This is a genomic window from Rhizorhapis sp. SPR117 (genome assembly GCF_021742065.1).
The window spans coordinates 50,206-76,962 of record NZ_JAKKIE010000007.1; the positions used below are offsets into that span (position 1 = coordinate 50,206).

At 62.1% G+C, this 26,757-nt stretch carries 30 protein-coding genes; 6 read left to right on the forward strand and 24 right to left on the reverse strand.

Annotation, left to right across the window (positions count from 1 at the left end; genetic code table 11):
* Positions 1-17: 17 nt before the first annotated feature.
* The 19 genes from L3X40_RS04560 to L3X40_RS04650 all read right to left on the reverse strand — a co-directional run bounded on the left by L3X40_RS04560 (position 18) and on the right by L3X40_RS04650 (position 16,511).
* The gene (locus L3X40_RS04560) at positions 18-1,418 is read right to left on the reverse strand and encodes a conjugal transfer protein TraH (protein ID WP_401531486.1); all 1,401 of its coding nucleotides are present in this window, start codon (positions 1,416-1,418) and stop codon (positions 18-20) included.
* Positions 1,419-1,471: 53 nt separating this feature from the next.
* Positions 1,472-2,302, reverse strand: a complete 831-nt coding sequence (locus L3X40_RS04565) for a conjugal transfer protein TraF (RefSeq protein ID WP_237364588.1) — start codon at positions 2,300-2,302, stop codon at positions 1,472-1,474.
* Positions 2,286-2,525: a hypothetical protein gene (locus tag L3X40_RS04570; RefSeq protein ID WP_237364589.1), complete on the reverse strand. Its 240-nt coding sequence runs from the start codon at positions 2,523-2,525 to the stop codon at positions 2,286-2,288. Before L3X40_RS04570 ends, L3X40_RS04565 begins: the two co-directional genes overlap by 17 nt.
* Before the next feature lie 65 nt (positions 2,526-2,590).
* The gene (locus L3X40_RS04575; RefSeq protein WP_237364590.1) at positions 2,591-4,426 is read right to left on the reverse strand and encodes a conjugal transfer protein TraN; all 1,836 of its coding nucleotides are present in this window, start codon (positions 4,424-4,426) and stop codon (positions 2,591-2,593) included.
* Positions 4,423-5,166, reverse strand: coding sequence for a type-F conjugative transfer system pilin assembly protein TrbC (gene trbC, locus L3X40_RS04580; RefSeq protein ID WP_237364591.1), 744 nt, complete (start codon positions 5,164-5,166; stop codon positions 4,423-4,425). The genes L3X40_RS04575 and trbC overlap by 4 nt, the downstream gene beginning before the upstream one ends.
* A 10-nt stretch (positions 5,167-5,176) precedes the next feature.
* Positions 5,177-6,193, reverse strand: a complete 1,017-nt coding sequence (gene traU / locus L3X40_RS04585) for a conjugal transfer pilus assembly protein TraU (RefSeq protein ID WP_237364592.1) — start codon at positions 6,191-6,193, stop codon at positions 5,177-5,179.
* Positions 6,193-6,429 carry a hypothetical protein gene (locus L3X40_RS04590; RefSeq protein WP_338331125.1) on the reverse strand — a complete coding sequence of 79 codons (237 nt, stop codon included), beginning with the start codon at positions 6,427-6,429 and terminating at the stop codon, positions 6,193-6,195. Before L3X40_RS04590 ends, traU begins: the two co-directional genes overlap by 1 nt.
* Positions 6,430-6,461: 32 nt before the next feature.
* Positions 6,462-7,118, reverse strand: a complete 657-nt coding sequence (gene traW, locus L3X40_RS04595; protein ID WP_237364594.1) for a type-F conjugative transfer system protein TraW — start codon at positions 7,116-7,118, stop codon at positions 6,462-6,464.
* A complete protein-coding gene (locus L3X40_RS04600) occupies positions 7,115-7,651 on the reverse strand; it encodes a S26 family signal peptidase (protein WP_237364595.1) in 537 nt (178 codons plus the stop codon). The genes traW and L3X40_RS04600 overlap by 4 nt, the downstream gene beginning before the upstream one ends.
* Entirely contained in the window at positions 7,632-8,309 is a 678-nt protein-coding gene (locus L3X40_RS04605; RefSeq protein ID WP_237364596.1) for a type-F conjugative transfer system protein TrbI, read from the reverse strand. The genes L3X40_RS04600 and L3X40_RS04605 overlap by 20 nt, the downstream gene beginning before the upstream one ends.
* A complete protein-coding gene (locus tag L3X40_RS04610; protein WP_237364597.1) occupies positions 8,302-8,661 on the reverse strand; it encodes a hypothetical protein in 360 nt (119 codons plus the stop codon). The genes L3X40_RS04605 and L3X40_RS04610 overlap by 8 nt, the downstream gene beginning before the upstream one ends.
* Positions 8,662-8,666: 5 nt before the next feature.
* Positions 8,667-11,258 carry a type IV secretion system protein TraC gene (traC, locus tag L3X40_RS04615; protein ID WP_237364598.1) on the reverse strand — a complete coding sequence of 864 codons (2,592 nt, stop codon included), beginning with the start codon at positions 11,256-11,258 and terminating at the stop codon, positions 8,667-8,669.
* Between the two features lies 1 nt (position 11,259).
* Positions 11,260-12,261: a TraV family lipoprotein gene (locus L3X40_RS04620; protein ID WP_237364599.1), complete on the reverse strand. Its 1,002-nt coding sequence runs from the start codon at positions 12,259-12,261 to the stop codon at positions 11,260-11,262.
* Complete coding sequence (locus tag L3X40_RS04625; protein WP_237364600.1) at positions 12,258-13,136, reverse strand: DsbC family protein; 879 nt, start codon at positions 13,134-13,136, stop codon at positions 12,258-12,260. Before L3X40_RS04625 ends, L3X40_RS04620 begins: the two co-directional genes overlap by 4 nt.
* Entirely contained in the window at positions 13,123-14,463 is a 1,341-nt protein-coding gene (locus L3X40_RS04630; protein ID WP_062787937.1) for a TrbI/VirB10 family protein, read from the reverse strand. Before L3X40_RS04630 ends, L3X40_RS04625 begins: the two co-directional genes overlap by 14 nt.
* Before the next feature lies 1 nt (position 14,464).
* Positions 14,465-15,274, reverse strand: a complete 810-nt coding sequence (locus L3X40_RS04635; RefSeq protein WP_237364626.1) for a type-F conjugative transfer system secretin TraK — start codon at positions 15,272-15,274, stop codon at positions 14,465-14,467.
* Positions 15,274-15,840: a type IV conjugative transfer system protein TraE gene (locus L3X40_RS04640; protein WP_237364601.1), complete on the reverse strand. Its 567-nt coding sequence runs from the start codon at positions 15,838-15,840 to the stop codon at positions 15,274-15,276. Before L3X40_RS04640 ends, L3X40_RS04635 begins: the two co-directional genes overlap by 1 nt.
* Before the next feature lies 1 nt (position 15,841).
* Positions 15,842-16,132, reverse strand: coding sequence for a type IV conjugative transfer system protein TraL (gene traL, locus L3X40_RS04645; RefSeq protein WP_062787941.1), 291 nt, complete (start codon positions 16,130-16,132; stop codon positions 15,842-15,844).
* A gap of 58 nt (positions 16,133-16,190) precedes the next feature.
* On the reverse strand, positions 16,191-16,511 hold the full coding sequence (locus L3X40_RS04650) for a TrbC/VirB2 family protein (protein WP_126001922.1): 321 nt from the start codon (positions 16,509-16,511) through the stop codon (positions 16,191-16,193).
* A gap of 381 nt (positions 16,512-16,892) precedes the next feature.
* On the opposite strand from L3X40_RS04650, the gene L3X40_RS04655 reads away from it, so the two are divergent.
* Both L3X40_RS04655 and L3X40_RS04660 read left to right on the forward strand, forming a co-directional pair.
* Entirely contained in the window at positions 16,893-17,357 is a 465-nt protein-coding gene (locus L3X40_RS04655; RefSeq protein WP_237364602.1) for a hypothetical protein, read from the forward strand.
* 101 nt (positions 17,358-17,458) lie between these two features.
* The gene (locus tag L3X40_RS04660; RefSeq protein ID WP_237364603.1) at positions 17,459-18,046 is read left to right on the forward strand and encodes an XRE family transcriptional regulator; all 588 of its coding nucleotides are present in this window, start codon (positions 17,459-17,461) and stop codon (positions 18,044-18,046) included.
* Here L3X40_RS04660 and L3X40_RS22300 read toward each other — a convergent pair.
* Positions 18,033-19,013, reverse strand: coding sequence for a lytic transglycosylase domain-containing protein (locus L3X40_RS22300; RefSeq protein ID WP_272907923.1), 981 nt, complete (start codon positions 19,011-19,013; stop codon positions 18,033-18,035). The genes L3X40_RS04660 and L3X40_RS22300 overlap by 14 nt on opposite strands.
* Before the next feature lie 108 nt (positions 19,014-19,121).
* On the opposite strand from L3X40_RS22300, the gene L3X40_RS04670 reads away from it, so the two are divergent.
* The gene (locus L3X40_RS04670) at positions 19,122-20,417 is read left to right on the forward strand and encodes a hypothetical protein (protein ID WP_237364604.1); all 1,296 of its coding nucleotides are present in this window, start codon (positions 19,122-19,124) and stop codon (positions 20,415-20,417) included.
* 12 nt (positions 20,418-20,429) lie between these two features.
* On the opposite strand, the gene L3X40_RS04675 is transcribed toward L3X40_RS04670, so the two are convergent.
* Positions 20,430-20,699 carry a hypothetical protein gene (locus tag L3X40_RS04675; protein ID WP_036526794.1) on the reverse strand — a complete coding sequence of 90 codons (270 nt, stop codon included), beginning with the start codon at positions 20,697-20,699 and terminating at the stop codon, positions 20,430-20,432.
* 572 nt (positions 20,700-21,271) lie between these two features.
* On the opposite strand from L3X40_RS04675, the gene L3X40_RS04680 reads away from it, so the two are divergent.
* Positions 21,272-21,682 carry a hypothetical protein gene (locus tag L3X40_RS04680; protein ID WP_237364605.1) on the forward strand — a complete coding sequence of 137 codons (411 nt, stop codon included), beginning with the start codon at positions 21,272-21,274 and terminating at the stop codon, positions 21,680-21,682.
* Positions 21,683-21,749: 67 nt separating this feature from the next.
* Here the strand turns inward: L3X40_RS04680 and L3X40_RS22490 are convergent, their stop codons facing one another.
* The 3 genes from L3X40_RS22490 to L3X40_RS04690 all read right to left on the reverse strand — a co-directional run bounded on the left by L3X40_RS22490 (position 21,750) and on the right by L3X40_RS04690 (position 23,502).
* Complete coding sequence (locus tag L3X40_RS22490) at positions 21,750-22,097, reverse strand: winged helix-turn-helix transcriptional regulator (RefSeq protein WP_445177152.1); 348 nt, start codon at positions 22,095-22,097, stop codon at positions 21,750-21,752.
* Between the two features lie 401 nt (positions 22,098-22,498).
* Complete coding sequence (locus tag L3X40_RS04685) at positions 22,499-23,242, reverse strand: methyltransferase family protein (protein ID WP_237364606.1); 744 nt, start codon at positions 23,240-23,242, stop codon at positions 22,499-22,501.
* On the reverse strand, positions 23,239-23,502 hold the full coding sequence (locus L3X40_RS04690; protein ID WP_237364607.1) for a DUF2933 domain-containing protein: 264 nt from the start codon (positions 23,500-23,502) through the stop codon (positions 23,239-23,241). Before L3X40_RS04690 ends, L3X40_RS04685 begins: the two co-directional genes overlap by 4 nt.
* Positions 23,503-23,754: 252 nt before the next feature.
* Here L3X40_RS04690 and L3X40_RS04695 point away from each other — a divergent pair, with 252 nt between their 5' ends.
* Both L3X40_RS04695 and L3X40_RS04700 read left to right on the forward strand, forming a co-directional pair.
* Complete coding sequence (locus L3X40_RS04695) at positions 23,755-25,215, forward strand: MBL fold metallo-hydrolase RNA specificity domain-containing protein (RefSeq protein WP_237364608.1); 1,461 nt, start codon at positions 23,755-23,757, stop codon at positions 25,213-25,215.
* Entirely contained in the window at positions 25,212-26,750 is a 1,539-nt protein-coding gene (locus tag L3X40_RS04700) for a thymidine phosphorylase family protein (RefSeq protein ID WP_237364609.1), read from the forward strand. The genes L3X40_RS04695 and L3X40_RS04700 overlap by 4 nt, the downstream gene beginning before the upstream one ends.
* Positions 26,751-26,757 lie beyond the last annotated feature (7 nt).

The following is a 26,757-nucleotide window of genomic DNA, read 5'->3' on the forward strand; positions in this document are numbered from 1 at the left end:
GTCCCGCCTCCCCCGCCCTACATCAGGCCCTGTGCGTTCAGGCCACGTGAGAAGTTCAGCGCGGATGACATGCCCGGCGTCATCGAGTTTTGAAGTGTGGACTCGAGCATGATGCTGCGGTCGATGATCTGCATCGTCACCTGCAGCTTGTTAGAGAGCTTTACATCGCGCTGCGCAAATTTCTGCCGTGTGGCCGCGATCTGCTGCTTCCACTGAGTCGCGGTCGCCTGGTCGAATGTCTGATAATGCGTCTGCGCCTGCTCGACCCGATCGAGCATATTGTCGAGCATCGCCGCCAGCAGGTCGACCGCAACGATTTCGGACAGGGTCTCGATCTCGCCATCGGTGAGGGCGTAATGCGCATAAGCCTGAACGGAGAGAATCTTGTAGAGCGGAACCGTGGCGAGGTTCAGGAGCTGCTTCTCCGACGCATCGAGGGCGGTGTCCGTGCGAATCTTGCTGCTCATCGAGCGGATCATTCCCGCGATCCGCGGCCGCAACGCCGACGATGCCGGCACCGTCAGGGTCTGCTCACCGACATCGTAGCAGTCGGTGTCGTTGCACTTGAGCATCTTCACGGCCGGCGCATCAGCTGTGCCGTCAAGCAAGGCCGTTACCACCGCCTCCTCCGCCGGTCCGAACATGACGACTTTCCCGCCCACGCTCGGATCGGTCGACGGCGTCGTCACGACGGTCCCGACCAGCGTCATGATATATTCGGAGAACGATTGGTCGAATGCTCCGAATTTGGCCGACTTCTTCAGGGCTTCCCAGGTATAATTGTGCGGCTCCCCGACGAGCTGGTCCTTCATATTGGCGTCGGTATTGCCCGCGATCGTGCTGTCGCGCCGGTTCCCGTTGTTGCAACCTTGCCGGGACGCAGCCCAGTCCGAAAACACACCTTGGCTGTTGCCGACGGCCTCGCAAATCGTGGAGCGTGTGGTCTCCATCTGTGGCCAGATCCCGCCTACGAGCGCCTGCGCGGTCTCGCAACTCGAGATATTCATCTGGTTGAGAAGCTGTGCCTTCTGGCTGAACTCGTCCATCACCTTGCCGATCTCCGGCGAAACGGAATCGATCGCGAGCTTGAACGCGAAACCCAGAGCGTTATTCGCGGTCGCCTTCAGCATGGCCACGATCTCCGAGGCATTGATGAAGGAGAAGCTGCCAGCGAAAAGGTCGATGCCGCCGCAGCCCGCTCGCGCGCTCGGGAGCTGAAGGTTGAACGGCGAAACGCTCTTCTGTGGAAAGCGCGTCCAGACATTGCCCAGCGAGTAATAGCCGGCCGACTGGCCCTGGAACGCCGTCGGCCCGGTGACATTCGCGGCACCGCCAGCGTCGTTGAAGAAGCCGTTCATCTGCGAGGCGACATCGGCGCGCGCGACGCCGACCAATGCGAAATGCGAAGCGGCGACCAGCGCGAGACCGGTGCTCAGCCTACGGCGCAGCGCGCCCTTTTGCCCGCGCGCCATCAGTAATCGCTCCCCACCTTGGTGTTGGTCAGCATGAAGATGCGATCCATGATCTCATCAGCGCTCAGCACGCCGTAGCCGACCGGGATCGTCCGCCTGGTCTGGGTGTCGAAGAGGACCAGCGCTGGCGTCTCGTTGCCTGGAATCCCCATCCGTGCGCGCTGGCCGGAATCGACGACGTAGTTCGGGAACTCGCGGTTCGGCCCGCCATCCATCGAGACGGCCATCACCGTCATGCGGTGGCTGTCGGTGACCGATCGCAGGATCGGCGCGAAAACCTCGCAGGCACCGCAGCTCTGAGCGTAGAAATAGAAGAGACCGTAGCGCTGGCCGAGGTTCGTGAGGACCGCATCCCGGTCCGCCTGGCGGTTGTCCAGCCAGAGCCGTTTGCCCACTGTCGAGACGGGCCGCTGCAGCGTGTAGTCGAGGTCCGGGTTCTGCCAGAGCGCGCGCTGCCAGGTGTCGGAGAAGGTCGACGCGCGATCGAGCTGCTCGCGCTGGAAGCGCACATAGTTGATCACGTTGGTTTCGGTCGGATCCAGGATGGCTTTCGCCTTCAGCTCATCCAGTTGCTTGGCGATGGTCGCGATGCGATCGACCGCGCTCTCCTCCCGGACCTGCGCCGTCGACCCGGTCTCCTCCGCTGGCTTGGGCTTCGCGCAATAGAACCATTGGCCGAGCCGCCGTTCGCGACAATAGAAGTCGTCGGAGCGATCCTGTTCAATTGCATCGCCCTGTGGCGGCGGTGCTTCCTGCGCGAGGACCTGCGGCCCCCAGATCGCGGCTGACAGCGCGGCGGTCAGGATGAACGTCTTACCGAAGATCGACATGGCTCGCTTTCCTTTCGTCATCGCTGGAGCTGGCGCGGAGGGATGTGAGGAGGATCTGGTCTGCAGGCCGATCCCACCCCGAGACGTGGACGCAGCAGTCCGCCACCGTCGTGCGGTGCTGGCCAGCGCACGGTGTCGGCACCGGCGTGGGAGGCGTACTGCTGGAGGGCTGCAGGACGAACGCTGACACGATGACCGGAAGCTCGAGAAGCGACAGTGTCATGAACTTTCTCCCTGATGTTGAGCCGCACGGCGGCCTCTCTCAGCGCGGGCTTCATCGGGACCACGTCATTTGCCGTGGAGATCGTAGTAGGACTGAATTTTTGCTTGGATGTCCGACATTGTCTGCACCTCGTCGGGCAGCTTCGCGGCATCCATGAAGTCCGCATAGACGTCCGTGAAATCCATCACCGACAGATCGAGCCGGGCGAATTCGTCGACCGTGAATCCCTGGCACTGTTCCTTTTTCGCGCTACCCCAAGGCTTGCCGAGCTGGGGGCGGCCCTGCTCCTGCAGGATGCGCGAGAGCTTGCTTTCGAAACAGCAATAGGCAGTGCGCTTGGTCGAGCAGATGCCGAGAAAACTCGATGAGCAGTACGTGCCGAGATTGTGGCAAAGGCCCATCCGATCCTTGATGTCGAGTTTCATCTCGTCCTGACTGCACGCGAACAGGACGAGAAATGGGGTGGCGAACGCGGCGATCGCCGCCGGCCCGCCAGCCAGCGCCGCGGCGCCTGCCGCCACGGGGACGGCACCCGACACTTTGCCGGCGCAGCAATTGATCAGGCCGAAAACCGGCTTGTGGCAGGTTTCGCGAGTACCCGTAAACACGCGGAAGTTATTCTCGTCGAATTCCTTGCCCGCTTGATCAAGCGCATGCAGGCCGACAAGCGCATCGCGAAATTCGGTGGAGGCTTCGCGAACGATCGGCTCGCAGTCGCCATTGACGCAGTAGACGTCGTCTCCGCAGATATATTGCTTGCCGGTCGGCACTTTGCTTGCCGGTGTCGGGCAGCGATAGACCTTCTCCGTGACTTTGCACGGCCCGTCCTGGGGATCGTCCAGACAATCGTCCCGGACATAGGTGCAGGCCGAGTTCGCCTCCAAATCGCCGCAGTCGTTTCCTGCCGTCATGACTTTGCACGAGAAATCCCGCTTCCATGCCCAACAAGGCTGCGTCACAGGCACACCCTCGATGATCCGGGTCTCCAACCCTTCCGTGCAAACCTCGCCAGCCGGATCGGCGGAGCACATGGTGTCGCCTGCAAGCCCTGTGCAGCCGTCAACGCGCTTGACGGTGACCTTCGCCTCGGTCGTCTTGGCATGCCATCCTTGGCCGGTGATCGGGCTCGGAAGCAGCGATAGATCTGTCAGGTTCTCCGAGCAGACATATTCGGTCGCATAATAATCGTCGCAGAACTTGTTGGTGGAAACGCCGTAGATGACATGGGCGGCGCACGCCTGCATTGCTATGCCTGTGGGCTTGCAGGTGCCCGCGGCGAGATGCGGGGCCATTGCATCGTAGCGCGCAAACGGTGTGCCATAGGCACCATTCGGAACGACGAAGAACTTGTAAGCGTCGGTCGTGGTCGTCTCGGGAACCATGGTAATCGCACAGGATCGCGGCTGATCCTCGATCTTGGTGCCCTGGTTGCAGGTCGCCTCATAATATCCCGTGCCGCTTGTCGGCGGAGGCAAGGGAGTGCAGGCGCCCGAGCCGCTCGAGATCGCCACGTCGTCGAGATAAGTCGTCGGGTCATTCTCCACGGTTGTCGCACGATTAGTGGTCGCCAGAATGTCTGCGTTGCTGAAGGTCGGCCGGATATGATCGGCATCGGTCGAAAGGCGATAGCTTTCGTTTCCCGATTTCATGGCCTGAGCGTCGGAGACAAGCCGATCGGGATCGTCAAAATAGGTGCTCTGAGGCTGGTCCGTTCCCGAATAGCCCGGAACCGCTTTCGCCTGCGCATCGGTCGACGGCACGATCGAGGAATCGTTCCTCTTCTCCAGAGCCATCGCTTTGCCTTCTTCGCGAGCCTGTTCTACCGTCATGGTTTGCGCACTCACCGGCTCGGCGACCAGGAGCAGTACGCAAAGCGTGCTCACAAGGCGCCGCGCAATCACGGGTTGGTCCGCTTCATGTTCGACAGCGCCACCGCAGCCACTCGTGCGCCGGGGCCGTTGCCCTCGGCGAAGGTACTGAGGGCATATTCGACCGTCACATTGCCGATCATGCGATCATATGGCGGAACCTTCGTCGTGCAGGAAAACCCCGCACAGAGATCGAAGTCCGAGGAAACGCTCACATAGGTTGGGACGGCCTGGACCCGGAAGGCGCGGAAGAGCCGCGGATCGATGCCAATGCTTGCGAACTGCCCTTTATTGACCACCCTGCTCAGTCGCGCCACGAACTCCTTGGCAGAATTGTTCGGGAAGCCGCGAAAGACGACCACGCCACCAGCAGCGGCAGTGTCGCGGATGAGTTGCTTCAAAGCTTCGTCTGGCATCGACAGGCTGGCGAACGCGATGAACTGCGGTGCCTCCCCGCCATTGGTTTGCGTATTGCTAGCCGCCCCTTGCACGATTTCATCAAAATCGACCGGACCCGCTGGACCTTTCGGAAGACGTTGTGCGGCGACGCGGCGCATATTCTCGGTTCCCCCGTCGCGCGTCGTCGCGGCCTCTTCCCGGAACCGATCCCCTCGATCCTTTATCTGATCGACGAAGGCCTGCGCCTCGGCTGCGAGGTCAGCCGAGCGTTTCTTTACCGCTTGGACATCAACTCCATCGATGTTTTGGGCAAGCAGCGCTGGGACTCCTGCCATTCCAAGAAGGGCCAAGATACCCAAGGGAAGAAGGCGCATCTTGGATCTCCTAAAACACACAGCAGTTGCGCTTGCGCCACACGAGGTAGCCCATGTCCTCGCCGCCGGCGGGATAGGCGCGGCCAGCGTCGGGCGGCATCGTGGATGCGCCGAGCGCCGAGCAGGCGAAGCGGCCACTGACCGTGGGGATCGGGTTGACCATCTGGAAGCGATATTGTTGCTTCCGCATGATCGGCATGAGGTACTTCCCGCAGAGCCCCTTCGAACCCATCGTGCCCCAGGCCAGCGCTTCGCGGTGCATCTTGTAGGCAAACCGTGAAACCGCGAGCCGGGATGACTGCACATGCCCGATCGAGGATGGGATATTGCCATTCAGCGGGTACATCGATCCCTGGCAGCCTGCACACCAGAAGAGGGGGTCGAGAGGAAGGTTGACGGTGCCGGCGATGCAGTCGCCCGCACAGGCTGCTTGCGCGATCGGATTGGCGAAAACGATCGCCTCAGGGTTGATCAGCGCGGCAAGCGAGTCGTCCTGCCAGAGCGGATCGATTTCGGTGATGTATGCGATGTCGAACGAGGCTTGCTCGAAGCAGACGAAGTCGGTCAGGATCTCCATCCAGTAAAGCAGCGGATAGACGTACCAATGGACATGCCACTTGGCCGTGCTTTGGGATCGGCCGCCTACCATCGACGGACCCGCCAGATATCCCTGGCCGATGTCGAACCCGGGAGCGATTCGGATGCCTCCAAGGTTCGGAAAGCACCACGGCTTCATCGTAACATCTGCGAGCCGGGCGGGCTCCCAAAAGCCAACCGAAATGCCGATGCGTGGAAGCGGGTCAGCGCAGGCGCAAATCGGCGAGGCCGGATTGCCCGGATCTGGTCGACTGCTCGGCCAGATCTTCAGTGCGCCGACGGAAAGCGGGAAAAGGCATGACCAGCAGACATCCGTGATAGGGTTGACAAACTTGCCATTGCAGGTCGGCGCGGCCTCGGCTCGAGGCGCGAAAGCCCCGATGGCCAAAACGAGCGCAAGTGCGGTCACGATAGAGCGGAGCCAGCGCATCAATCCTTATTCCCCAAGGTGTCGAGGTAGGCGCTGTCCGCGCTATGCTTCCTGATGAAGTAGAACGCGGTCCAAAGGACGCAGACAGACAGGAGGATCGCCATCCCGCCTGATGCGCCGCGGCCGACCGCGCGGTGAATCGGGCCGAAAAATGCGGCACCGGCCGCGGTCGAGAAACAGAGGCTCTGCCAGACGAGGCGCATCCGTTTGAGCGCTGCGGTTTCGGGCGCGGCCATAGGTGTGCGCAGAAGGTCGAGCCATAAGGGCATCAGCCTGGCCTCCCTTTACGCAACACGTGCTCAGAAACGCGCATGACGCGGCCGGTCTGGTGAACGACGGCGGGTGTATGCTCGATCCCAAATCGCGAGCTGAGCTTGCCCTCCTGATCGAAGTAGAAGCGCCGTTTTCGGCTTGTCATCGCTTCAATCGGCGATCCGCTCACGAAAATGATCTTGGCGTTGAGGTCAGTGTACCGGGCCGTCGCCCAAGCAATCTGAGCGACGTCATCCCCGTCGATGAAGACGAGGTCCTGTCGGACCGCAACGAAATCGAGTGGATTGATCCGCTGTCCGGCCGCCGCGATGAGGTTGCCCTTCTGGTCGCGAACATCATGTTCGACCTGGACGGTGGGATCGAAATCCCATTCCCGCGACTCGCGCGCTGGTGTGATCCCGCCGACAGGCGTCGGCCGCCGCACCTTGGCTTCGGCACGCTTGACGAACATCTCGTTGGTTCGCGCGAGCTCGCCGCTCGCTTCCGCGCGCTTCAGCCTGGTCTCGATCGTCGCCAGCAGGTCCGGCTCGATCACAGGAAAGGCCTGGCCGGTCTGGCCATAGTCACGCGCCTCGGTGCGGACCGGAATGCCGAAAGCGACCCCCGTGACAAGGATGGCGGCCGCCGCCACACCAGCAAGAATCTTCTTCATAGGATAGCCTTCCCAATGCCAATGATCTGGCGCGCGCAGACGAAGCCAATGTCGGCGTACCGGCTGTCGAAGCCATCGGGGTGGGGCGAGCCGACATAATAGCAACCCGTAGGGATAGCGCCGACGGCGCCTACCGTGAGCGGCTCGCCATCCCTGGTCCGCGGCTTCATGCGACCGACGGGTTTGCCGTTGATCGTCACGACCGAACCGTTGTGTGCGACGACGTCGCCCGGCATGCCATAGACGACTTTACCGAACATCTGCGGCTTGGCACCGAAATGCCGGCGCACGAGATTGGTGTGGGGCGGATCGAAGAAGACGAACTGTCCCCGCGCCGGGACCTGCTTGCGGTGGATGAGAAACGCCCAGTTCGGTAGCGAGTCCGTTACATTTACGAGAAGGACGTGGTCGTCGCGCCATCCGCTGATCGCACCAAACACGACGGTGCCGATTACAGCTGCCGCCAGCGCCCCCCATAAACGCTTCCGCGGCCGCCAGCGCAGGGGCTCGATTTCATTGGCCGCCGTTGCCATCGGGACCTCCGAAGGTCGAGACCGATGGGCCGGACACTTGCGCGGGAACCCGCTGCGACGGTGCATTGGGCGCCACCGGTGCCAGCGGCCCGATGCCCGCTACACCAGCCATCGGATCGACAGCGGTGCCCGGCGTCGCCAGTGGTGCTGGGCGCGATGCTGCCACTGCGGACTGCGCTGCTGCCAGCTCCTGCATCCGCTGCAACTCTTCGACCGAAAGGCGTTTGGGCTCGGGCACGCCGGCAGCGAAGACGGCCTTCTTCAGGCTATCGGTGATATCCGGCACGTTCTTGGTGAGCACCGCTTCACCAACAAGGACAATTTGACCGCTTTGGCTACGACGCTGCAGCTCGGTGTCGAGCGATGACATGAACGCCTGCATCTCGGCCCGCACGCGATCGGGCGGCGAACCCGAGTAGCGCTGGGCTTCGACATAGTCGCCCACCAGCGACGAAAGTCGCGCTGAGACGATATGGTCCTGTTTCGACTGGGTTAGTGCGCGGGTCACCCACATCCCCCAGACGATGGTCGCAACCAGCACCAGCCCGAGAAAGATCTGGCCACGAGTGAACCCGCCGAACCCGATCTTGCGCTTCGCTTCACGAACGTCAGGCGCAGAGGGTGGAACGGGAAAGTCGAGTTGAGGTTGTTCAGCCATGACGCGAGGCTCCCTCTTCATCGCGCGGAGGCAGGATGCGATCGGCGCGAAAGGCGATGACGGCGGTGGACAGGATCATGTGCGCAATCGCGAACATGTTAAGGAAAGCGCCGGTCCGAGCCGGATCGGCGGCGACGTAGCGCGTCGTGAAATTGTTCAGCTGGTGGATGAAGCCATCGAACGAGAAGCCGCCGATCGCGAGGAAGAAGAGGCAGAACAGCCCCCAGGTGATCAGCAACGTGGAAGCCAGGAACCCCAGACCATGCAGCAGGAAATAGAGCGTGCTCTGCCATTCGCGCCGGGTGAAGCCAACGATCCGTCGATGTGTTCCGCTGTCCGGGCGTGCTGCCATCGTCGCTACTCCGCCGCGATGGCAGCCTCGTCCGCCGGGACGAGGCTGCTCACCCACTTTTCAGGACTGTCGGGGAAGGCGATCCGCTCGATCGCCTCATCGATGCTCAAACCTTCCGCGATGAGCGCGTCGATCGCGGCGAAGGTTTTGGGGCTCGAAGAGAAGAGGGTCGCCGAATAAGGATCCAGCACCAGACGGCCAACAGCCAAGGTATCAGGCCCTTTGATCATGATGTCGGAATATTCGAAGCCGTTACGCTTCAGTGAACGAAGCAGGGCGTCCGTATAATCGTCCATTTCGAAGCGATCGTGCTTCTTGAAGTCCGCGATTGTCTCCGGTTTCTGCTGAAGGATCACGAACCAGTCGGAGTTTTCGAGCGCGGCTATCGAACCGGCCGATTTGTAGTAGTCGTTCAGCGACTGCGTCGCCGTGACGAGGGAGGCGCCATATTTCCGGCAGGTGCGCGCATAGGTCTCGATGAAATCGGCCATCGCACCCCCACGGAGCATTTGCCACGCTTCATCGAGAAGCAGCGCCTTTGGAATCGAGCGATCGAGCTTGCGCATCATCTGCTGCGACATGAACATGATCGCCGTGAGGACAACGCTGCGCAGTTCCTCACGCGCGGACAGGTCGGATAATTCGAAGACGGTGAGCTGAGATTTAAGCTCGAACGAAACCTCTCCCTGGAAAAAGCGGCCATAAGTTCCGCCGGATGAGAAGGGTCGCATCGCGATCGCGAGATTGACCGCGAGCCCGTTTCCTGTCGCCTCGAGCGCCTCGATTACCAGATCGATCGAGCCACGGCTTCCGTGCGCTTCCCAGACCTGATTCACCGCTCCGTCGATCAGGCCACGTTCCGTATCGTCGAGTAGATTTATATGCCGCGACATCTGGTTGATGATCGCTTTCAGCATCGCCATGCAGTCGAGAAGATAATCCTCGTCTTCGACAGCCTGCGTTTCGTCGATCATTGAAAACGGATTCAGGCAGAAGCCCGAGCTCATGGTGAACTCGACAAAAGCGCCGCCTTGCAACTTCGCCGAATGCTCGAACGACCGTCCGTCGTCGATCACTACCACGCGCGCCCCGGCGCCGCACAATGAGCCGCAAAGCTCCTGCAACGCCACCGACTTGCCGGATCCCGACTTGCCGAACACCGCGACGTTGTGGTTGCCCGCGCTGTTTTCGAATGGGCTCCAGAAGAAGGGCTGGCCGCGGCGGCCGATGAGTAGCAAATGCGGTATGGTTCCGCCGAGATACTCGCCCTGCAGCGGCGCAAGATTGGCGGCCGTCGTCGTGAGCAGGGTGCGCATCCGCTTCATGCGTTCAAGATCTTTCGACAGACCATTCGCCATCGTCATCGGCATCGCGCAAAGCAGACCCATGACTTGGAGATATCGATCATCGAGCAGGTCCCAGCCTGCGGCTCGGTAGATCGATTTCAGGACGCGCTCGTTGCTGTCTCCCTGTCCTTTGGGCGAGAATGACGTGGCGCTGAAGAATACGCGCACGAGCTTGCGGCCTTGTCGGATTTCCTCGTTGACGTAGCGCCATTCCTGCGACTGTTCGCGGAGTTGAGGCAGAAATCGCGACGACTTGGAATCGGCCAGGCTGGTGGTGCGCATGAACTTGTAGCTGGCCCTGTTGGTTGAGGCCTGCTGGTCGGGAAACTCGATGCAAAGATTGGTCGCGACCGGACAGGGCATGCGCAGCTTGTCGGTGAACATGTCGCCGATCAGCCGCGTCACATCCCACGGCGCCCAACGGGTCGGGAGATTGCGCACCGAGAAGGAGCGCACGTCGAACACGTCCGGATAAATCTCACCGATCTCTGGCGCGCCCTTCAACGTCTTGCCCGTCGGCCGAAAGCGCTCGGTCCGCAGCAGCATCCGGTCCGGCTCGATATGCAGTTCGATGTCTCGGCGGATAGCCTGATCGGCGATGGGATCGAGGGGGTTGTAGCTGACGGCGTCCTCGCCGGCCGCTGTCGTCGGAGAAGTAATGTCGTCGATCCACCCGATAAGGGCTACGGGATCCATCCTGCGCGCCGCGACGTTCACCGACTGGAGCGCGGAAATCAGCCCGTCCATCAGCGAGACGATCTGTTCGACCGTTATGGAGGATGATTCCGGGGTTGAATAGGAGATCGCGACGCGGTGATTGCGCAGGCAGAAGGGTGCATCGGCCGAGAGCGATTCCCAGACGCCATCCGTGAGAAAATCGACCCGATGCTTTGCCATCCGTTCATAGACGCCGCGCGCCGAGTAGCGCGGGACATACCACTTGGACAGGCGCTCTCCTATGCGCGGCGACATCCATTGATGGATTTGAAGACATCCAGGCGCCGGGACGCCTTCGGACATAAATTGCGACAGGATCTCGCCGGTGCGCTCGTCGGCTCCCACGAGTGGCGCGGCTTCGATGACGAAACCCCGTGACGCGCTGTTATAGAAGATTCCCGTCTTGGGATCATAGCTGCGATAAGGCAGCCAGTGCGCCAGCATCGGGATTGAGAGGTCCGGACGCAGCGCGTCGGGCCGCTTGGTGTCTCCGAAGATGCCCGACAACAGCTCATCCAGAAAGCCGCGTGCCATTTCATTTATCCTCCGGCACCACGGCAGGGAAACCCGCCGCGCCGATTGTCGGCTGCGCCTTGACGTTCGTTGCAGGAACGCCGCCGGTTTGACCGGCAGCTCGCGCATCGCTCTCCGCTTGGGCAGCCCGTTCGTGGAATGCCGGAGAGGCCTTGATCCGGGACAGCGCTTCAGCGCCGACCGTCGTCTTCGGAGCGGGTACAGGTGCGGCGGCGGCGGCGGATACAGGCGGCGTCGACGAACCGTCGACCTTCAGCTTAGAGGCTGGGATCGCTTGTGCCGCTCCATCGACACTTCGGGTCTCCGCTTGCCTCTTGCCGATCTCCCTTGGGATGGGCGTTGGTGTGCGGCCCGCCTTGGGGGCTAGGCGGGCCGCAACGTCGTTCTGGATCGCTTTGACCGGGTCGATGCGCCGAGCGCGCGCCGCGGCGACGACCGCAGGATCGGGAAGATTGGGATCCATGCCCCCGGCCTGGATCGTCGCGAGGTCTGCGCGATCTACGGCATCGGCGAGCGACTCCGGTTGCGGGCCAGCCGCGATGGCGTTGCGATCCGGGATCGATGTCGCGTCGGCCAGCACCTGCTGCTGCCACTCTCCGCTCTGGACCACCGCATGGATCGCGCTCGCCTCATGGAGCCGACCACGCTCATCGATATAGGGTTGGAAAATGATGCGCAGCACGCGCTCTTGCGTGCGGCGAGCATCGAGGGGCGAAACCGGAATCACGTGACTGGACGACGCTGTGCGGGACGGCTTCGACGAGAGACTGCGGGTCGGCCCGCTCGCTGGCGAGGGGTCGCCAACTGCACCCTGCTCCGCGATCATGGCCAGCGCCCGGTCGTCGATCGAAGCTGACGGTGCGCAGATACCGTCCGGCGCGGCGCACGAGAAGCTCCCCTTCACATTGCTGCCGAAGGTCGCACATCCTCCTAGAAGGCTGAGCGCCGCTAGCGCTGTCGAGCCGCGAAGCAACGGTGCCCGATCGAGCCGCACCGCCTTCACGACTGGCCTCCCCGCAGCCAGGCTTCGAGGAATTCCTTTGGCCGATACCCCTCAAGCACGGCACCATCGCCTCGAACGATGATCGGCGTCGCGTTGAGTCCATGCTCGCGTGCGAACCGTTCATTGGCGTCGAGTCCCTTGGTGTCACACGCCGTCGGCCCCTTGAACGGCTCACCGGCATAGGCGGCGTGCAGCGCCTGCTCCTGATTCTTCGAGCAATAGACACGATCCGCGATATCCCGGCTGCCAAGAACGGAGATCGGCCGCTCGACGACCTTCACATCCATGCCGCGCAACACGTTCGTCAGCGCCCTGCAGTAGCCGCAGCGAAAATCGGTGAAGATCGTGACGCTTTGCTTCGCGGTGCGATTGCCCCAGACGATCGCGCCATCAGACGGAAGACCCGACAGGTTCAGAACAACCGGCCGCACCGGCGCGGTCACTTTCCCAGGTTTACCGACAGGCGTCGTCGCCCCGTCGGCTTCTCCCCCTTCGGCCGCCACGGCGTTCGCCTTGGCGGCCCCTCCCACAAGCATATCCGGGTTGATTTCCAGCAGCCGGGCTGCTGTCAGATCCTGGCGCGTCTCCATATCGTAGACACGGCCGATGATCAGATATCGCGCACCATGATTGACGTAGAAGAGATTTGCGCCGGCCGTTACCTCGCACAGGCCGTCGATCTTCTCGCAGTCAACCTTCGTAAGCGGGGTCTTGGGAAGCCTCGTTTTGAGGAGAAGGCTGACCTTGGCTTCGTCCTTGCCGGCCACGTCAGCTGCAAGGGCAATTCCGGCGATGCAGAGTGCGCCTATCGCCGCCACGACTGGGGCTGGACGCGCGAGCGCGCGGAGCTTTCGCAAACGATCAGTTGCGGACATAGACACCCTCCAAGAAGACAATTTCAACGTCGATGCCGGTCGGCATCTCGATGACGGGTTGGTATTGCTCAGCGCGCTCGATCAGATATTTCGAGACGTCCTTGCCGGACTCAGCGGCGCCGCCGCCGAGCGCGCGCAAACCCACGCTGCCGAAGTTCGGCGTGCGATTGAGGCCCCCTTCTCCGTCGGTGCTGATACTTGCGAGCGGCTGATTGAAGGCAGTGTTGAGGGCATTGCCGCCGCCGCTGACCAGACCGGCCAGGAAGGCTTGCATCGCCAGTGATCCTTCGCGGCTCACTACCCGGCCGCGCACGCCGGTCTTGCCTCCGAACGCGATGAAGCCTTTCACCTCCGAGACCGCGTAGCGCCCACCGGGCTGTGGGCAGGTCATTTTTTGCAGCTTGACGTAGACCTTCTCGCTCGAAAGTTCGCCGCGCGCGGCGCCGTTGACGAGACAGCCTTCGATCTTCGTCGTGAGGAGCCGACCGTTCTGATAGACCGAGCGCGCCGGGCCAGTGACGCGCAGCACCACCGGCAGCGGATCGGTCTGGCTGTTCACCCCCGCGCTTGCATCGACCCCAACGATCACCTTGGCGCTCGCGAAGCTGTTCGGCGGCAAATAGTTGATGCTGTCGCTGAACGTCGTCGTTCCCTTTGCCACACGGGTCGCATTGCCTGTGTCGGCCGTCTGGAAGCTCACCAACTTTACCTCCGCGCTGGCCGCCATCGGCATCGCGCGACCGGCACCAGGGGCGCCTGGGCTATCCGGACGTTGATAGGCCTGCGTTCCGCCTGGTCCGTACATCGCGCTGGGCCCGGGCGCGGGAGGTGGCGCAGTGCGAGCGGCGGCAACTTCCCGACGCAGCGCTTCATTCTCTTGCTGGTAGGCAGAAAGAACGCGGGAGCCATCCGCGCGCATAGCTTGGTTTTCGCCCTTCAACAGCTCGATCTGCTGCGAGAGCTGATCCATACGCTGCTGCTGGCCGTTGACTGATTTCAGCTGGTTCTCGACCGATTGCATCTGGTTCTCAGAGAGCGCCATCCACTCCTGCTGGTTGAGGTTCTTGTTGACCATGTCCTTGGTTGACACCTGGACCTTGGCCGTCTCGTCGCTGTCGGCGCTGTTCGATTTGTCGTCGTCCCCGAAGATCCAGAAGGATGATGCAACGAGCCCGACCCCGGCTACGCCGGCGAGAAGCATCCGCTGTTTCTTCCGCACGCTTTCGTTCGCAGAGAGATCGGCCGCGATCGGCGAAACCCCCTCCGGATTCTCATCACCACCATCGAGGGGCTCGCGCTTGCGCTTGAGGAAATCGGTCCAGGCCATGTCACTGCCTCCCGGTTTGTGAGACGAGATAGGCCGTCGTGACCTTCCCAGGATCGAGCTTCGGCTCGGCGATCGAGACGGCGAGCGCACTGGTCGGCGCGACCGTCGCCTCGCTCAACGTGATGGGTTCAGGGCCGCGGTTCTCGATGCGCAGCACCCGCCCGGTCAGAGCCGACCCCCGATATTCAGCGATCATCTGGACCTTGAGGTTGCCAACGTAGACCGGCCGCAGCGTGCGCTGGCGCATTTCGTAGCCGTCGGCGACACTGTTCGCATACATGGCCTGGACGAGCTCGACGGCGGCCTCCTGCGGGTTGGCGGCGACCGCCACCTCTGGCGTGCCATTCTCGTCGGACTTCGCTTTGGCGATCGCGGGGTTCGAGATGAACAGCTGCACCGCCTGATCGCCAGCTATCCGGCAGACGATCTTGTAGACATAGCCGCGCTTGCTCGTGGCGAAGAAGGAGAGCGCCGGACGGGTGAAGCCATCGGGCACAGACAGGTAGATATCTCCGCGCACAGGCTCGTTCACGACCGAGAAGTCGTCCTGCGGGTTGCCTGTCGAAATCTTCGAGACCGATGCGAATTCGTCTTCGACAAGGCTGATCCTGGTGAGATCCTTCGCCGAGGCGGCACAGTCCACCTGGCTGCCATCCGCCGCCATGACGGTCTGATCCGCCCATGCCGGCGAGGCGAGCAGGACGAAGCTCAACGCCACCAGCCCGGCGCCCAAGCAACGGCTCAGCACGCAGTAGACGCGGGAGAGGAAGACAACGCCGACTGCGGCGCTGCCGATCGCATAGACCGACATCACTGATCCTTTTCCTTGCTGGTCGTCACCATTCCGAAGCCGACAAGCTTCAGCGACAGGCCGGAGTATTGCCAATCGAAGCGGAAGGTTCGACGTTCGTTGGCGACGACCTTGTTGCCGACGATCGTGTGGAGATCGCCCGTAACGGTGGACCACAGGTTCTTCGGGTCGATTTCCATCTGCTGGATGGTGAAGAACTGCGCGATCGATGATCCGCGCTGTTCGTTCACGATCTTCATGAGGTCGGCGCGGATCTTCCCCTGCGCGCTAGGCGCGGTGATATCGAGGACCGATTTCATCCAGTATTCGAGATTCGCCGGGCTGCGGTCGAGCGTCAGCACGGCCGTGTCGCGCGTCACCAGTTCAAGATATTCTCGGCTCACGCCGGCGCTGTTCACGACCAGCGGGGATCCAAGAATTGGCTGAAGGACCACCTCACGGTCGCGAGTAGCTGTGATGAGCGCCAAGATCGCGCAAAGGGCACCCAGGATGCCGGCAATGACCACCAGCATATTGCGCTGTTTGAGGATTCGCTGGCTTTGGGCGTGGGTGTAGGAAATCTCCATCTCAACCCGCCATCAACCGGAGATAGGAGGGTGGCGTGGCCTTCATGCCGGTGAAGCCGGCCGGAAGATGCCAATAGGCCATGTGCAGCAGCCAGGAGGTCGCCCGCCCTGCCTTAGCCTTCTTCAGTCCCCACCAGCCAGCGCCCGCAAGCAACATGCCGATAAGGATATGCTGAGACAGGATACCCCAGACGAATGGGATCACCATCGCCAGGAACTCATCCAGCGTCCACAGCCCGATTAGCTCAGGATCATCCAGATGAGACGGAATGACGTACTTGTCCGCGGCCATAACACCACCCTCCCCGCAGGCCGACCGAATCTGCTATTCCGGCCGCCCCTTGGACTGTTCAGATCGTTGCGGTGACGGTGGAGGTGACGATCGGAATGCCGGTCCCGGCGCCCACGCCGACGCCGACCGGAATTGCGATCTGGCCCATCGAGAAGCGGCCCGATGCCAGCGCGACGATGCCGCCGGCGAGCGACAGGACGGTGATGATCTTGCCGCCCGACCCTTCGAGGAAGTCGGTGAACTTCGTCAGGGCGGTATCGAACGTGGTGTCGGCACCGGCGAAGGCCGGTCCGGCAAGAAGAAACAGCGCGATCACCAGTGCGATGAGGGCGAGAACCGCCAGCTCCGCACGACCGCTGTACTTGAGGACAGTCTGCATGAGAGTTTCCCTTCAAACGGAACGCGACTGATCCGCGCCCAATCAAAAGGTGGTCAGGTCAAACGGCGGGCGGCAACGAACTTCCCCCCAACCATGTTCGACTCGCGAAAGAATCTTGAACGGTTCAAGGAGGCGCCCCGCCTTGCGGGGCGGCATGCCCCTCCCTGCGGGGCACAATGCCCCAGACCTCGGGGCAAGCCGCCCCCTTTTCCGGGGCAGGCCACTTCCCGAGTCGGCATATGCGCTGATAATTGCCGTCATCGATGGCTCAGGTTAGATTCGCTAACCGGAGTCGGTGAATTCCCGTCGGCCGGGCAGAATTCTTGTCGACGATATGAGCACTCAAGACATGCTGATGAAGGACAGCCTGGTGCAGGTTCGATGACGGGAGATCAGTGCACGCTCGCGCTCAACATTTCGGAGCACCTGTTCAATCTGACGACGGAGAGCCTGCGCCTTCGCTCGAACGAGACCCGATGCTACCAGACCCTTGAGAGCCTGTTGGCGGAGCGTGTCCACTTACCTTGTGCGCTGGAGTCCCACGATCCGAAGACAATTCGCGATCATCTGTCGGCAATACCCACTACCGGTGATATCCGCATCGATCTCACAATCACGAAGTCGAGCGCAGACAGCCTCGATGCAGCAAAACGTCTTATTTCGGAGGGCTTAGGCTCTGAGATCAGCTTGGGCGACACCCTCTCGATCATGCTGTTTCTTTACATTGTCGATCAGAAGGCGGCGAAAATACTTCAGAGAATTGGGCTGGACAGTTCCGCTTGCGTCTCCTCCTCACAGCCCGCCGGCGACGACGATCCGCCAGATAACGTGGTCCCGTTCAGATAGTTAACGGCCACGCTGATCGTAACCGCACATCCATGCGAGGGTTGATTAGTAGCTGCCCCTGTGTTTCGTTTCATACCGAACGTGCAACAGGAGACGGTAATTTGTCATCCTTTGCCCATATCGAGGCCTCGGACGAAGGCTGTTGTTCAGCCGGCGCCGATCAGCGGGACTTCATCCCGCTGATCCTTGAAGCGATGTCGGAGCATGGCATCGGACAGCGTAAGCTGGCGCTCAAGACAGGTATCAGCAAGACCCGCTTAGGACTGTTGCTTCATCATGATCCCGCCAAACGGGCAGCCATGTATCTATTTGAATTCCAGCAGATCCTCGACGCGCTGGACATCAATATCATCCAAGCCATCATCGCTGTAGAGAACTATCGCAATCCAAAGCTCTTCCTTGACGAGCGTTTCCAGACATCAATCGCGATGCTCGCGGAACTCTTCGAGGGTCTGCCGTCGATGCTGGTGGCTGCGCTCGACGAGATAGAGGGCATGGACGGGACCGAAGTGCGCAAGGAATGGGCTGGCCCGCTGCGGCAGGCCGTTGTGGAGAAACTGGTCAAGGAGGTGGGTGCCGTCATGGCGAGACGCGCTCATCTTGCCCACATATCAACGCTGAGCCTTCTGCTCTGGATGTCGGCAATGGCGACGGACTTGTTCGAGCCGCTGCTCCCTAATATGACGTGACCGTCGCCGCTCGGGCTATCGTCGGCCTTTGCATGACCGACAAAGCCCTCACGTCCTGGGACAAATTCGGTGGCGTGAATCCCAGCAAGCGGCGCCAGTTAAGCAGGATGTCTTCGACGTAGGCCTGTGTCTCGGCGATCCTGGGCAAGGCTCCGTTCCTGATCCGCCCCGGACCGGCGTTATAGGCCGCCAGCGCCAGATGCACCTGTCCGAACCTGTCGAGTTGCTGACGCAGATAGAGAGCGCCACCGCGGAGATTTTGCTCGACATCATAGCGATTCACGCCAAGCCCCGCCGCAGTGTCGGGCATGAGCTGTGTCAGCCCAAATGCCCTTTTTGGGGAAAAGACGCCCGCGTCGTACCGGCTTTCTCTGATGATCATCGCGTCGAACAGGCCGACCGGTATTCCATATTCACAGGCGATGCTGCTCATCATCCCGTAGTAGCCGGACCGTCTCAGCTCGGTGCCTGCATCGAGAAACCCGGCAGGTTGATAGCCGTACGCGGGACAGCGAGCCGAAATGCGTCGGGGGGCGGTCGCAAATGCCGCCCCCCCGTTCATCCATTGTGGGATGGCAATCGGAGCAGCCGACAAGCCGGAATCGGTTGGGATCGTGGCGACGCCGACATGCGCGAATGGATCTAAATCCCTTGTCTCGGTTGCGACCGGCAAAGCGGATGCAGCAAAGCTGCTGGCCATTTCAAAGGCTACCCAGCGCCGGCTCAGATCATGCGTTTTAAACGCGGGAGGAAGCGGTGCCGAAGCCAGCGTCTGGACGAGCTCGCCGCCATCCGGATCTGTCCCGGTCGTCAGCGGGATCCCGCCTTGGCGCTTGGTAGGCGCCGCCGCCGTCGACATCACGATGACTTGGGCCGTTCTCGAGGATTTTTCGCTTGGACGCGCACCCGCTTCCGTCGCGCACGATCCGCTGATCAGGGCAGCGCTTATTAGCAGTATCGCTCTCATAACGACCTCCGATTGACCAATCACCGAAGTGGAGATCGAACCGTTTCTTGTTGTCAACCGAGCCGAGCTGGGAAAGCATTTATCGACTATGCTTCGATTGGCAGCCTCATGTGGTTGATTGACCGACACAGCAGCGGGCTCGGTGGCGCCCGTATTCCCTTGCCCCCAACGCTTCAATCCGCGCTGATCCGCTGGTATGTCGGCGAAGGCTCACGCCAAGATGAGGATGTTGGAATCACCTTGGTGCAGCAGGCGCGCATCGGCGGCAAATGGCTTGCCTGCGACTGTCTCGGTGTCGATTGCACTCCGCCTGTTCTTACGCCGGCATTTCTATCGGAGGCCGAGACCTATTATCTGCGTCGCCTCACCAGCGCCAAACGACCGGAGCACGTCGCCACTTGCCCCTTCTTCCGCGACCAAGTCACCAACCGCATCACCCAGACCCGCAACCCGCTGACGCCGGCCGATCCCCCGGTCGGCTATTTTGAGGTGCTCCGCCCTGCGCCGGAGAAGCTGGCACAGCGCCCCGATAACGACGCGAGTGACGATCGCACGCGCAACGCGTCCATACCGCGGCTGGCAAGACTGCTCTGGCGCTTGATGAACAATGCTAGCCTGCACTTGGTGGCGCCATATTCGGAGGATACCGCCGAGCGGACGATCGGCGAGGAATTCAGGGCGCTTACGCGCGCGGCGGCAAAGATCGAGGTGGCGCCAGGCATCGAGCTGGGACGAGTGCTCTGGACACATGGGGACGCCCTGCACAGCAGAAGGGCCCTTGCCGGCATTCGCGAACTCGGCCGTCGATGGCCACGCGGACACGCTCCGCAAGGGTTTCTGGCCCTCTTTGCCAAGGCATTTCAGGGCTCGACAATCTTCCCGGCCGGTTCGGAGCCGATCGACGTCGCGACTCGCGTCCAGTCGCCCTCGGTGCGCGACAATTCGATCCAGGGGCCGTATCTCGTCATTGTTGTAATAGGACAGTATCCAGAAGCTCACGGCTATGCGCCCCTGCGTGCCTATGCCCAACCAATCTATTCGGGCGTGCGGTTCATACCGGTCGAGAGCAATTTCGAGCGGGCAGTGCTGCAAGCGCTTCTCCGCTCAAGGCGCGTTCTCGCACGCGAAGGCGTCGATCTGGCTCTCGAGAAGCCGATCTTTGATCGTCTGACCCCGCTCGGGGCCTGTCGGCCGGATTTTCTTGTAGAAGCGCGCTCGCAGGCGACGGGCGAAATCCGACAGCTTGTGATCCAGGCAATGCCTCGTAACGCTGGCATCGGATCGACGCCGGCTACGCAGCGGGCACTCGAGCAGATCGCCCCCGCCCTTCCGATCACCCCGAGGGATGTTGAGGATGATCAGGTCGCGCGGCTCATCGCCGAAGCGCTGCACCGACTTAACTAAGACTGCATGGCGCTAAGTCCACGACAATGTCGTGGCGAAGGCGCCCACAATTCCAAGCGTTACCGGGGTCGAAAGCAGGTAGAGCTTCTGCCATCGCCACCAGGTACTAGGGATGAAAAGGAGAAGGCCGCGCCCTGTAGTGAGCGTTGCCCACGCCTGCTCGCGGTAAAGTTGGACGAGAATGAGCCCTAGGGACATGATCATCGCGAGCGCGCAGCAGACCCCTGCCGCCGCATAGAGCGCGATCCAGTTGTGAAGTTCCACGGCCGAAAGATGTGCCACGATTCACAAATCTCCATCCGCTTTGCTTGTAACATTCGACGGAATGATCTCGTTCCCGCCATCTTCCATGGCTCACAAACACACTTCCCTTCACGAGGGGAAGCGACCGATAATGCAGCATCGCTCCAAATCGGAGACGATTTTCGGCGATCTCGGCCTGTACTCGGCCTACCACGGTCAGGAGCCGGAGGACCGTGCCAAGCCATCGACCATACACATCAACAGTTAAGGTATCATGCAGGTATCAGTGCTTGTTATCCTATTTCGTGGACGGGAACGCATCACGATTCACGACGACGGTATCAAGGCCTGGTCTGAGCTTGTTCAGTTTGTCGACGCTTCCTGGAGTGACAGTCATTCTACGGCGCCAATCTGCCCGCCCACCGCAGAGGAAGAGCGCGTACAACTATTCTTTTCCGAAACGGGCGCCTCCTACATTCTTGGGGAAGCCGATATTTCAGCGCTTGCAGCGCGCGTTCTGCCCATGAAAGACTAAGAGGTGCTGGCTCACTTGCACGGTCGATGACGGGCGAGGCGGGTGGCCCTGAAACCTGTCTTTATTAGGATGTTCGATGTTCGCGTGCCTTATCATTGGCGACAGCATCGGTGTCGGAATGTCACGGGCGATCGGTGACCGATATGCCGGGCAATGTGATAAGCTGGTCGAGGAGCGGGCGACGGTCAGCCAGATATTGTCCTGGCGAACCCCGAACAAGTTCTACGGGACCACGCTGCTCGCTGTCGGGTCGAATGATGAGCCGAGCCGGCTGCTGGCACTCAAACTTACCAGACTTCGCCAAAATATTCCCACCCAGCGAGCGATCTGGATCCTGCCATATTCACGGACGCGCGCCTATCTCATAAACTCGATCGCGGTGACGTTTGGCGATGAAACCCTGGATCTTGCGCGCTTTCAATCAAAAGACCGCATCCACCCTGTCGATTATCGCGAGGTTTCGGCGGTCCTTCTCCCCGAGCATTGAGTGACGAGCGGCGAGCATTCCGCAGGCGCGGCAATCGACTCCGATCCACGATGGAATCATCGGAGCTCTAGGTCTTGCCGAATACACCGAGCTGTATCCTCCATTGCTCCAGATGTTGCAGCGCCGGTCGCAACCCATGTGCCAACGGCCCCAGTCCGTAAAGTTGATAGGAATCCGGTGGCGGCGAAGTCGTCCTCGAGACCAGACATGCCGCTTCCAGTTCCCTCAGGCGGACCGTAAGCACATTGGCGCTGATCCTCGGTATCTCTCGGCGAAGGCACGTGAAGCGGAGATCGTCTTTGCTCAGCGCTACCAGGATGTGCAACACCCAACGTGCGCTCAGGGTTTGAAATATCGCGTCGGCTGCAGCGGGGTCTATTGATTGATGAACTTGGCTCTGTGACTCGATACCCATCCAATTACTCTCTTAACATCAAGGAGGCGGCGGGGCTGCGCCAGATCTTCCGCGGCACCCGATCCTGGTGCGGCAGAGGGGCTGGTTATCCGCTACGGAAAAAGTGCTGAGACGAGAGTGCGAGCCGCGAGAGCGTTAGTTCCAAGCGGAGGTTAAGGGCGCCTCGGCATGTGTTCATCCGGCTGACGGCAGACTGTTTCGGGGCGCGGGTGCACCTTTCGACGGCCGGCGCAATCCGAGTTTTGATGAACAACGTCGCATCGAAAGGCATAACAGATTTCCCTCCGTGCGATCCGCCGAAACGAGCGTGGGCCGCATCTCAAATCAACGTGCCGAGATGCGATGGCGATCGGCGTAAGCTCCATCGCTCGAATGTAATACGCACCCCGACGCCCAACCCCTCAGCCTCGGCGCGGCCAATCGTGCTTTTTGGCTAAAGCCTGTTCCGCCCCCGATCGAGCCGCGCCTTGCCTCTCCAAGGGCGTGGATGAACGGACAGGACGCGCGGGCCGAGGCGTTAGCCGGGGAACGAAGGCTGGCACTCGTGCCATATAGTCGCGATACTCATTCCCGAATTCTGCGAGCGCCGCCTTCTCTTCATGCCGGGCTAGCCGGATGTACATCACGACCAGCACGGGGAACATGGCGAGCGTCAGTAACGTCGGCCATTGCAGCAGGAAACCGAGCATCACGAGGATGAACCCGATATATTGCGGATGGCGGACCCTGGCATAGATTCCCGTCGTCGCGAGCTTGTGAACGCGCTGGGCTGCGTGAAGCGGCGCCCATCCGGCCGAGATCAGCCAGAAGCCCGTGCCGATCAGCACGAAGCTGGCAAGATGGAACGGGCCAAAATGCGGGTTGACCCTCCAGCCGAACATCATCTCCAGGAGGTGGCCGGCATCGTGGCTCCACCAGTCGACGCCGGGGAAATGCGACTGGAGCCACCCCGACAGCAGGAAGATGGTGAGCGGGAAGCCATACATTTCGGCGAAGAGCGCGACGATGAACGCACTGAACGCGCCGAAGCTGCGCCAGTCGCGCCGCGTTGCCGGCTTGAAGAAGCTGAACGCAAAGAGGATGAAAACGGCGGCATTGACCAGCGCGAGCCCCCACAGACCATAGCCATAGTCGGCGTGCGTCATCGCGGCTCTCCTTCGATGCGGCCGTTGGGATTGGCCGGCAAGCCGGCGGGTGCCTGACCGGGCTCATGGCTATGCTGATGCCCACCGCGGCCGTGGTGCATGAACAGGTGCATGAACGGGCAGGCGAGCAGGATGAGATAGGGCAGCACACCCAGGAAGTGCGCGGTGTGCTCGGTGAGGAGAAAGAAGCTGGCGACGAGCAGGAAGCCGATCAGCACGATCTTGCCGCGCTTGCGCATGCGATGGTCATGTTCGCCCATATGCCGGCCTCTTCTGGTCAACGTCCAGCCAGCATAGGCTCGAGTCCAAGGAGCAAGGTATAAGTAGAGACCGAAGTCCGCCGGGCATCGCGCAAGCATGGGTAAGGTGATCGATCGGATCGGCCACCGGCGTTCGCGCGACGCAGCTGTCGGGGAGCAGCAGTCGTGCTGCGGCTTTTGCGTATAGGCGTGCGGCGTCCGCGAACCAATGCTGCGCTCACGAACATAATCGTGAGAGGCAGGCCCGCGTCCATGCACAAGAGAAGGAAACGGCACCATTCCCGCAACCAGTCCGGCGTGACCGTCCTTGAGCGCGAAGCAAGGATCGATCTGGCCAAGCGCCCGGCCGATGGTCTCGGCGTCGCCTTTCTCGGCGGATCGGGAACGGTCACAGGGTCGCGTTATCTGGTGGACGATGGTGAAACTCAGATCGTTGTCGATTCCGGCCTGTTTCAGGGACCCAGGGATCTGCGCCGCCTTAATTGGGCGCCAATTCCACCCGAAGTCGCGGATGTCGGCCAGGTCCTGCTGACCCACGCTCATCTCGATCACGCGGGTGCGCTGCCGCGCATGGCGCGCCTGGGCTGGGACGGTACCGTCCTTGCAACGCGGGCGACCGCGGCCCTGTGCGAGCTCCTTCTTCCCGACAGCGGCCATCTGCAGGAAAAGGATGCGGAGTTCGCCAACCGGCACGGCTTCTCAAGGCACCAGCCGGCGCTGCCGCTCTACACCCAGGCCGACGCGCGTCTGGCATTGCAGCTCTTCCGCCCGATCGAGTTCGGAGCGTGGCATGCAGTCACGGACGGCATCAGGGTGCGCTATCATCGCGCCGGCCACATCCTCGGCGCGGCGTCGATCGAGATCGACTGGAAGGGGCGGACAATCCTCTTCTCAGGCGATATCGGCCGTTACGGCGATGCGGTGATGAAGGATCCCGAGCCGCCCGCGCGCGCCGACTATGTCCTGGTGGAATCGACCTATGGCGATCGGCGCCACGAGCAGGTCGATCCGACAAAGACGCTTGGAGATCATGTCGAGCGATGCGTCGAGAGAGGCGGGACGGTGGTGATCCCGGCCTTCGCCGTGGGACGGGTTCAGTCGCTTCTCTATCATTTCTCGCGTCTGCGCGCGCAGGGACGCCTCCGCGACATCCCGATCTTCCTCGACAGCCCGATGGCGATCAACGCGAGCGGGCTGATGTGCGATTTCATGGACGAGCATCGCCTGGCCCGCACCGAGTGCGAAGCGGCGTGCAGCGTCGCGCACTATGTGCGGGAAGTGGAGGAATCCAAGGAACTCACCGCCAACCCCGCCCCCAAGGTCATCATCTCGGCCAGTGGAATGGCAACGGGCGGCCGCGTGCTCCACCATCTCAAGCGCTTCGCGCCGGATGGGAAGAACCTCATCCTCTTCTCGGGCTTCCAGGCGGCGGGCACCCGCGGCGCCGCCATGATCGGCGGCGCCCGGACGATCAAGATCCACGGCGAGTATATCCCGGTCGAAGCCGAGGTCGCCAACCTGACGATGCTCTCGGCGCATGCCGACAGCGACGAACTCATGCGCTGGCTCGGGTCGCTGCACGAGGCCCCGCGCCACCTCTATGTCACCCATGGCGAGCCGACCGGCGCCCAGGTCCTGGCGAAGCGTGTCTCGGAGGAACTGGGCTGGGCATGCAGCGTACCGGCGCTGGGTAGCTGGGGCATGCTCGCGTGAAGCCCGGGATCATCGAGGAGGCCGAAGCAGAGCCTGTCGCGACGACGCTGCGGGCACGCCGCATCGGCCTGTCGGCTGCCGGAAGCGATCTGATCGCGGTCATGCGCCACGACTGTCCCGTCTGCCGCTCGGAAGGTCTTGCGTCCCGCGCGCAGGTCGCGCTGCGCGCCGGCGGGCGGGAAATCGTCGTCTCGCTGCTGCACAGCTCCGCGGAGACTCCAGCGCCCGGCGAGATCGGCCTGTCCGAATCCGCATGGCAGCGGCTCGGCGTCAGCGATGGCGATCCGGTCGAGATCGCGCACGCCCAGCCTCTCGCCTCGCTCGCCGAAGTGCGTCGGCGCATCTATGGCAATCGTCTCAGTGACGGGGCTTTTTCAGCGATCATCACCGACATCGCCGAGCGACGCTATAGCGATGTCCATCTCTCGGCGTTCGTCACGGCCTGCTCAGCGGTCCCGCTCGATACGGACGAAACGATCAGCCTGACCAGGGCGATGGTCGATATCGGCGAGCGATTGCAGTGGCCCGGAACGGTCATCGTCGACAAGCATAGCGTCGGTGGCTTGCCGGGCAATCGCACCACGCCGATCATCGTCTCGATCATGGCCGCGGAGGGCCTGATCATGCCCAAGACATCGTCGCGGGCGATCACCTCGCCGGCCGGCACGGCGGACACGATGGAGGTGCTGGCACCTGTCGACCTCGACGTTTCCGCAATCCGCAAGGTGGTCGAGCGCGAAGGCGGCTGCATCGCCTGGGGCGGCGCCGTCAACCTCAGCCCTGCCGACGATGTGATCATCGGCGTGGAACGGGTGCTCGATATCGATGCCGTCGGGCAGATGGTCGCCTCGGTGCTGTCCAAGAAGATCGCGGCCGGTGCGACCCATCTGGTCATCGACATCCCGGTCGGGCCGACCGCCAAGGTACGCGGAGCCGATGCCGCCGACACGCTCGAGCGGGCGCTGAGCTCTGTCGCCCAAGCCTTCGGGCTTCGCACGCGCGTGATGCGCGGCCCCGGCGCCGAGCCGATCGGACGGGGCATCGGTCCGGCGCTCGAGGCGCAGGATATCCTTGCCGTGCTCCAGGGGCAGCCGGGCTTCGAGGATCTCGCCCACCGGGCCTGCGAGCTGGCGGGAGGACTGCTTGAGCTCGCGGACGCGGCCCCGGCCGGCGAAGGCTATGCGCGGGCGCGGGCGTGCCTCGAAAGCGGCCGGGCCTGGGCCAAGTTCCAACGTATCTGCGAAGCGCAGGGCGGCATGCGGGCTCCACCGGTCGCCCGGTTCCAACAGGATATGATCGCTCCCTATAGCGGCCGCCTGGTGAGTATCGACAATCGCAAGCTCGCGACGGTCGCGAAGCTTGCCGGCGCGCCGATGGCCAAGGCCGCCGGCGTCGCGCTGCAGTGTCGGCTGAACCAGATGGTGGATGCCGGGGCTCCCTTGTGCACCATTCATGCCGAGAGCCCGGGCGAGCTCGACTATGCGGCGGCCTATGCGGTGAGCGACGGGCCGATCTTCGGGATTGAAGCGCTATGAACCGTCC

Bases quoted from the DNA above. Each gene is read 5' to 3' on its own strand.
- L3X40_RS04565 (WP_237364588.1), bottom strand. From the start codon at position 2,302: ATGTCGATCTTCGGTAAGACGTTCATCCTGACCGCCGCGCTGTCAGCC.
- L3X40_RS04570 (WP_237364589.1), bottom strand. From the start codon at position 2,525: ATGACACTGTCGCTTCTCGAGCTTCCGGTCATCGTGTCAGCGTTCGTC.
- trbC (WP_237364591.1), bottom strand. From the start codon at position 5,166: ATGCGCCTTCTTCCCTTGGGTATCTTGGCCCTTCTTGGAATGGCAGGA.
- traU (WP_237364592.1), bottom strand. From the start codon at position 6,193: ATGCGCTGGCTCCGCTCTATCGTGACCGCACTTGCGCTCGTTTTGGCC.
- L3X40_RS04590 (WP_338331125.1), bottom strand. From the start codon at position 6,429: ATGGCCGCGCCCGAAACCGCAGCGCTCAAACGGATGCGCCTCGTCTGG.
- traW (WP_237364594.1), bottom strand. From the start codon at position 7,118: ATGAAGAAGATTCTTGCTGGTGTGGCGGCGGCCGCCATCCTTGTCACG.
- L3X40_RS04600 (WP_237364595.1), bottom strand. From the start codon at position 7,651: ATGGCAACGGCGGCCAATGAAATCGAGCCCCTGCGCTGGCGGCCGCGG.
- L3X40_RS04605 (WP_237364596.1), bottom strand. From the start codon at position 8,309: ATGGCTGAACAACCTCAACTCGACTTTCCCGTTCCACCCTCTGCGCCT.
- L3X40_RS04610 (WP_237364597.1), bottom strand. From the start codon at position 8,661: ATGGCAGCACGCCCGGACAGCGGAACACATCGACGGATCGTTGGCTTC.
- traC (WP_237364598.1), bottom strand. From the start codon at position 11,258: ATGGCACGCGGCTTTCTGGATGAGCTGTTGTCGGGCATCTTCGGAGAC.
- L3X40_RS04625 (WP_237364600.1), bottom strand. From the start codon at position 13,136: ATGTCCGCAACTGATCGTTTGCGAAAGCTCCGCGCGCTCGCGCGTCCA.
- L3X40_RS04630 (WP_062787937.1), bottom strand. From the start codon at position 14,463: ATGGCCTGGACCGATTTCCTCAAGCGCAAGCGCGAGCCCCTCGATGGT.
- L3X40_RS04635 (WP_237364626.1), bottom strand. From the start codon at position 15,274: ATGTCGGTCTATGCGATCGGCAGCGCCGCAGTCGGCGTTGTCTTCCTC.
- L3X40_RS04640 (WP_237364601.1), bottom strand. From the start codon at position 15,840: ATGGAGATTTCCTACACCCACGCCCAAAGCCAGCGAATCCTCAAACAG.
- traL (WP_062787941.1), bottom strand. From the start codon at position 16,132: ATGGCCGCGGACAAGTACGTCATTCCGTCTCATCTGGATGATCCTGAG.
- L3X40_RS04650 (WP_126001922.1), bottom strand. From the start codon at position 16,511: ATGCAGACTGTCCTCAAGTACAGCGGTCGTGCGGAGCTGGCGGTTCTC.
- L3X40_RS04655 (WP_237364602.1), top strand. From the start codon at position 16,893: ATGACGGGAGATCAGTGCACGCTCGCGCTCAACATTTCGGAGCACCTG.
- L3X40_RS22300 (WP_272907923.1), bottom strand. From the start codon at position 19,013: ATGAGAGCGATACTGCTAATAAGCGCTGCCCTGATCAGCGGATCGTGC.
- L3X40_RS04670 (WP_237364604.1), top strand. From the start codon at position 19,122: ATGTGGTTGATTGACCGACACAGCAGCGGGCTCGGTGGCGCCCGTATT.
- L3X40_RS04680 (WP_237364605.1), top strand. From the start codon at position 21,272: ATGTTCGCGTGCCTTATCATTGGCGACAGCATCGGTGTCGGAATGTCA.
- L3X40_RS22490 (WP_445177152.1), bottom strand. From the start codon at position 22,097: ATGGGTATCGAGTCACAGAGCCAAGTTCATCAATCAATAGACCCCGCT.
- L3X40_RS04685 (WP_237364606.1), bottom strand. From the start codon at position 23,242: ATGACGCACGCCGACTATGGCTATGGTCTGTGGGGGCTCGCGCTGGTC.
- L3X40_RS04690 (WP_237364607.1), bottom strand. From the start codon at position 23,502: ATGGGCGAACATGACCATCGCATGCGCAAGCGCGGCAAGATCGTGCTG.
- L3X40_RS04695 (WP_237364608.1), top strand. From the start codon at position 23,755: ATGCACAAGAGAAGGAAACGGCACCATTCCCGCAACCAGTCCGGCGTG.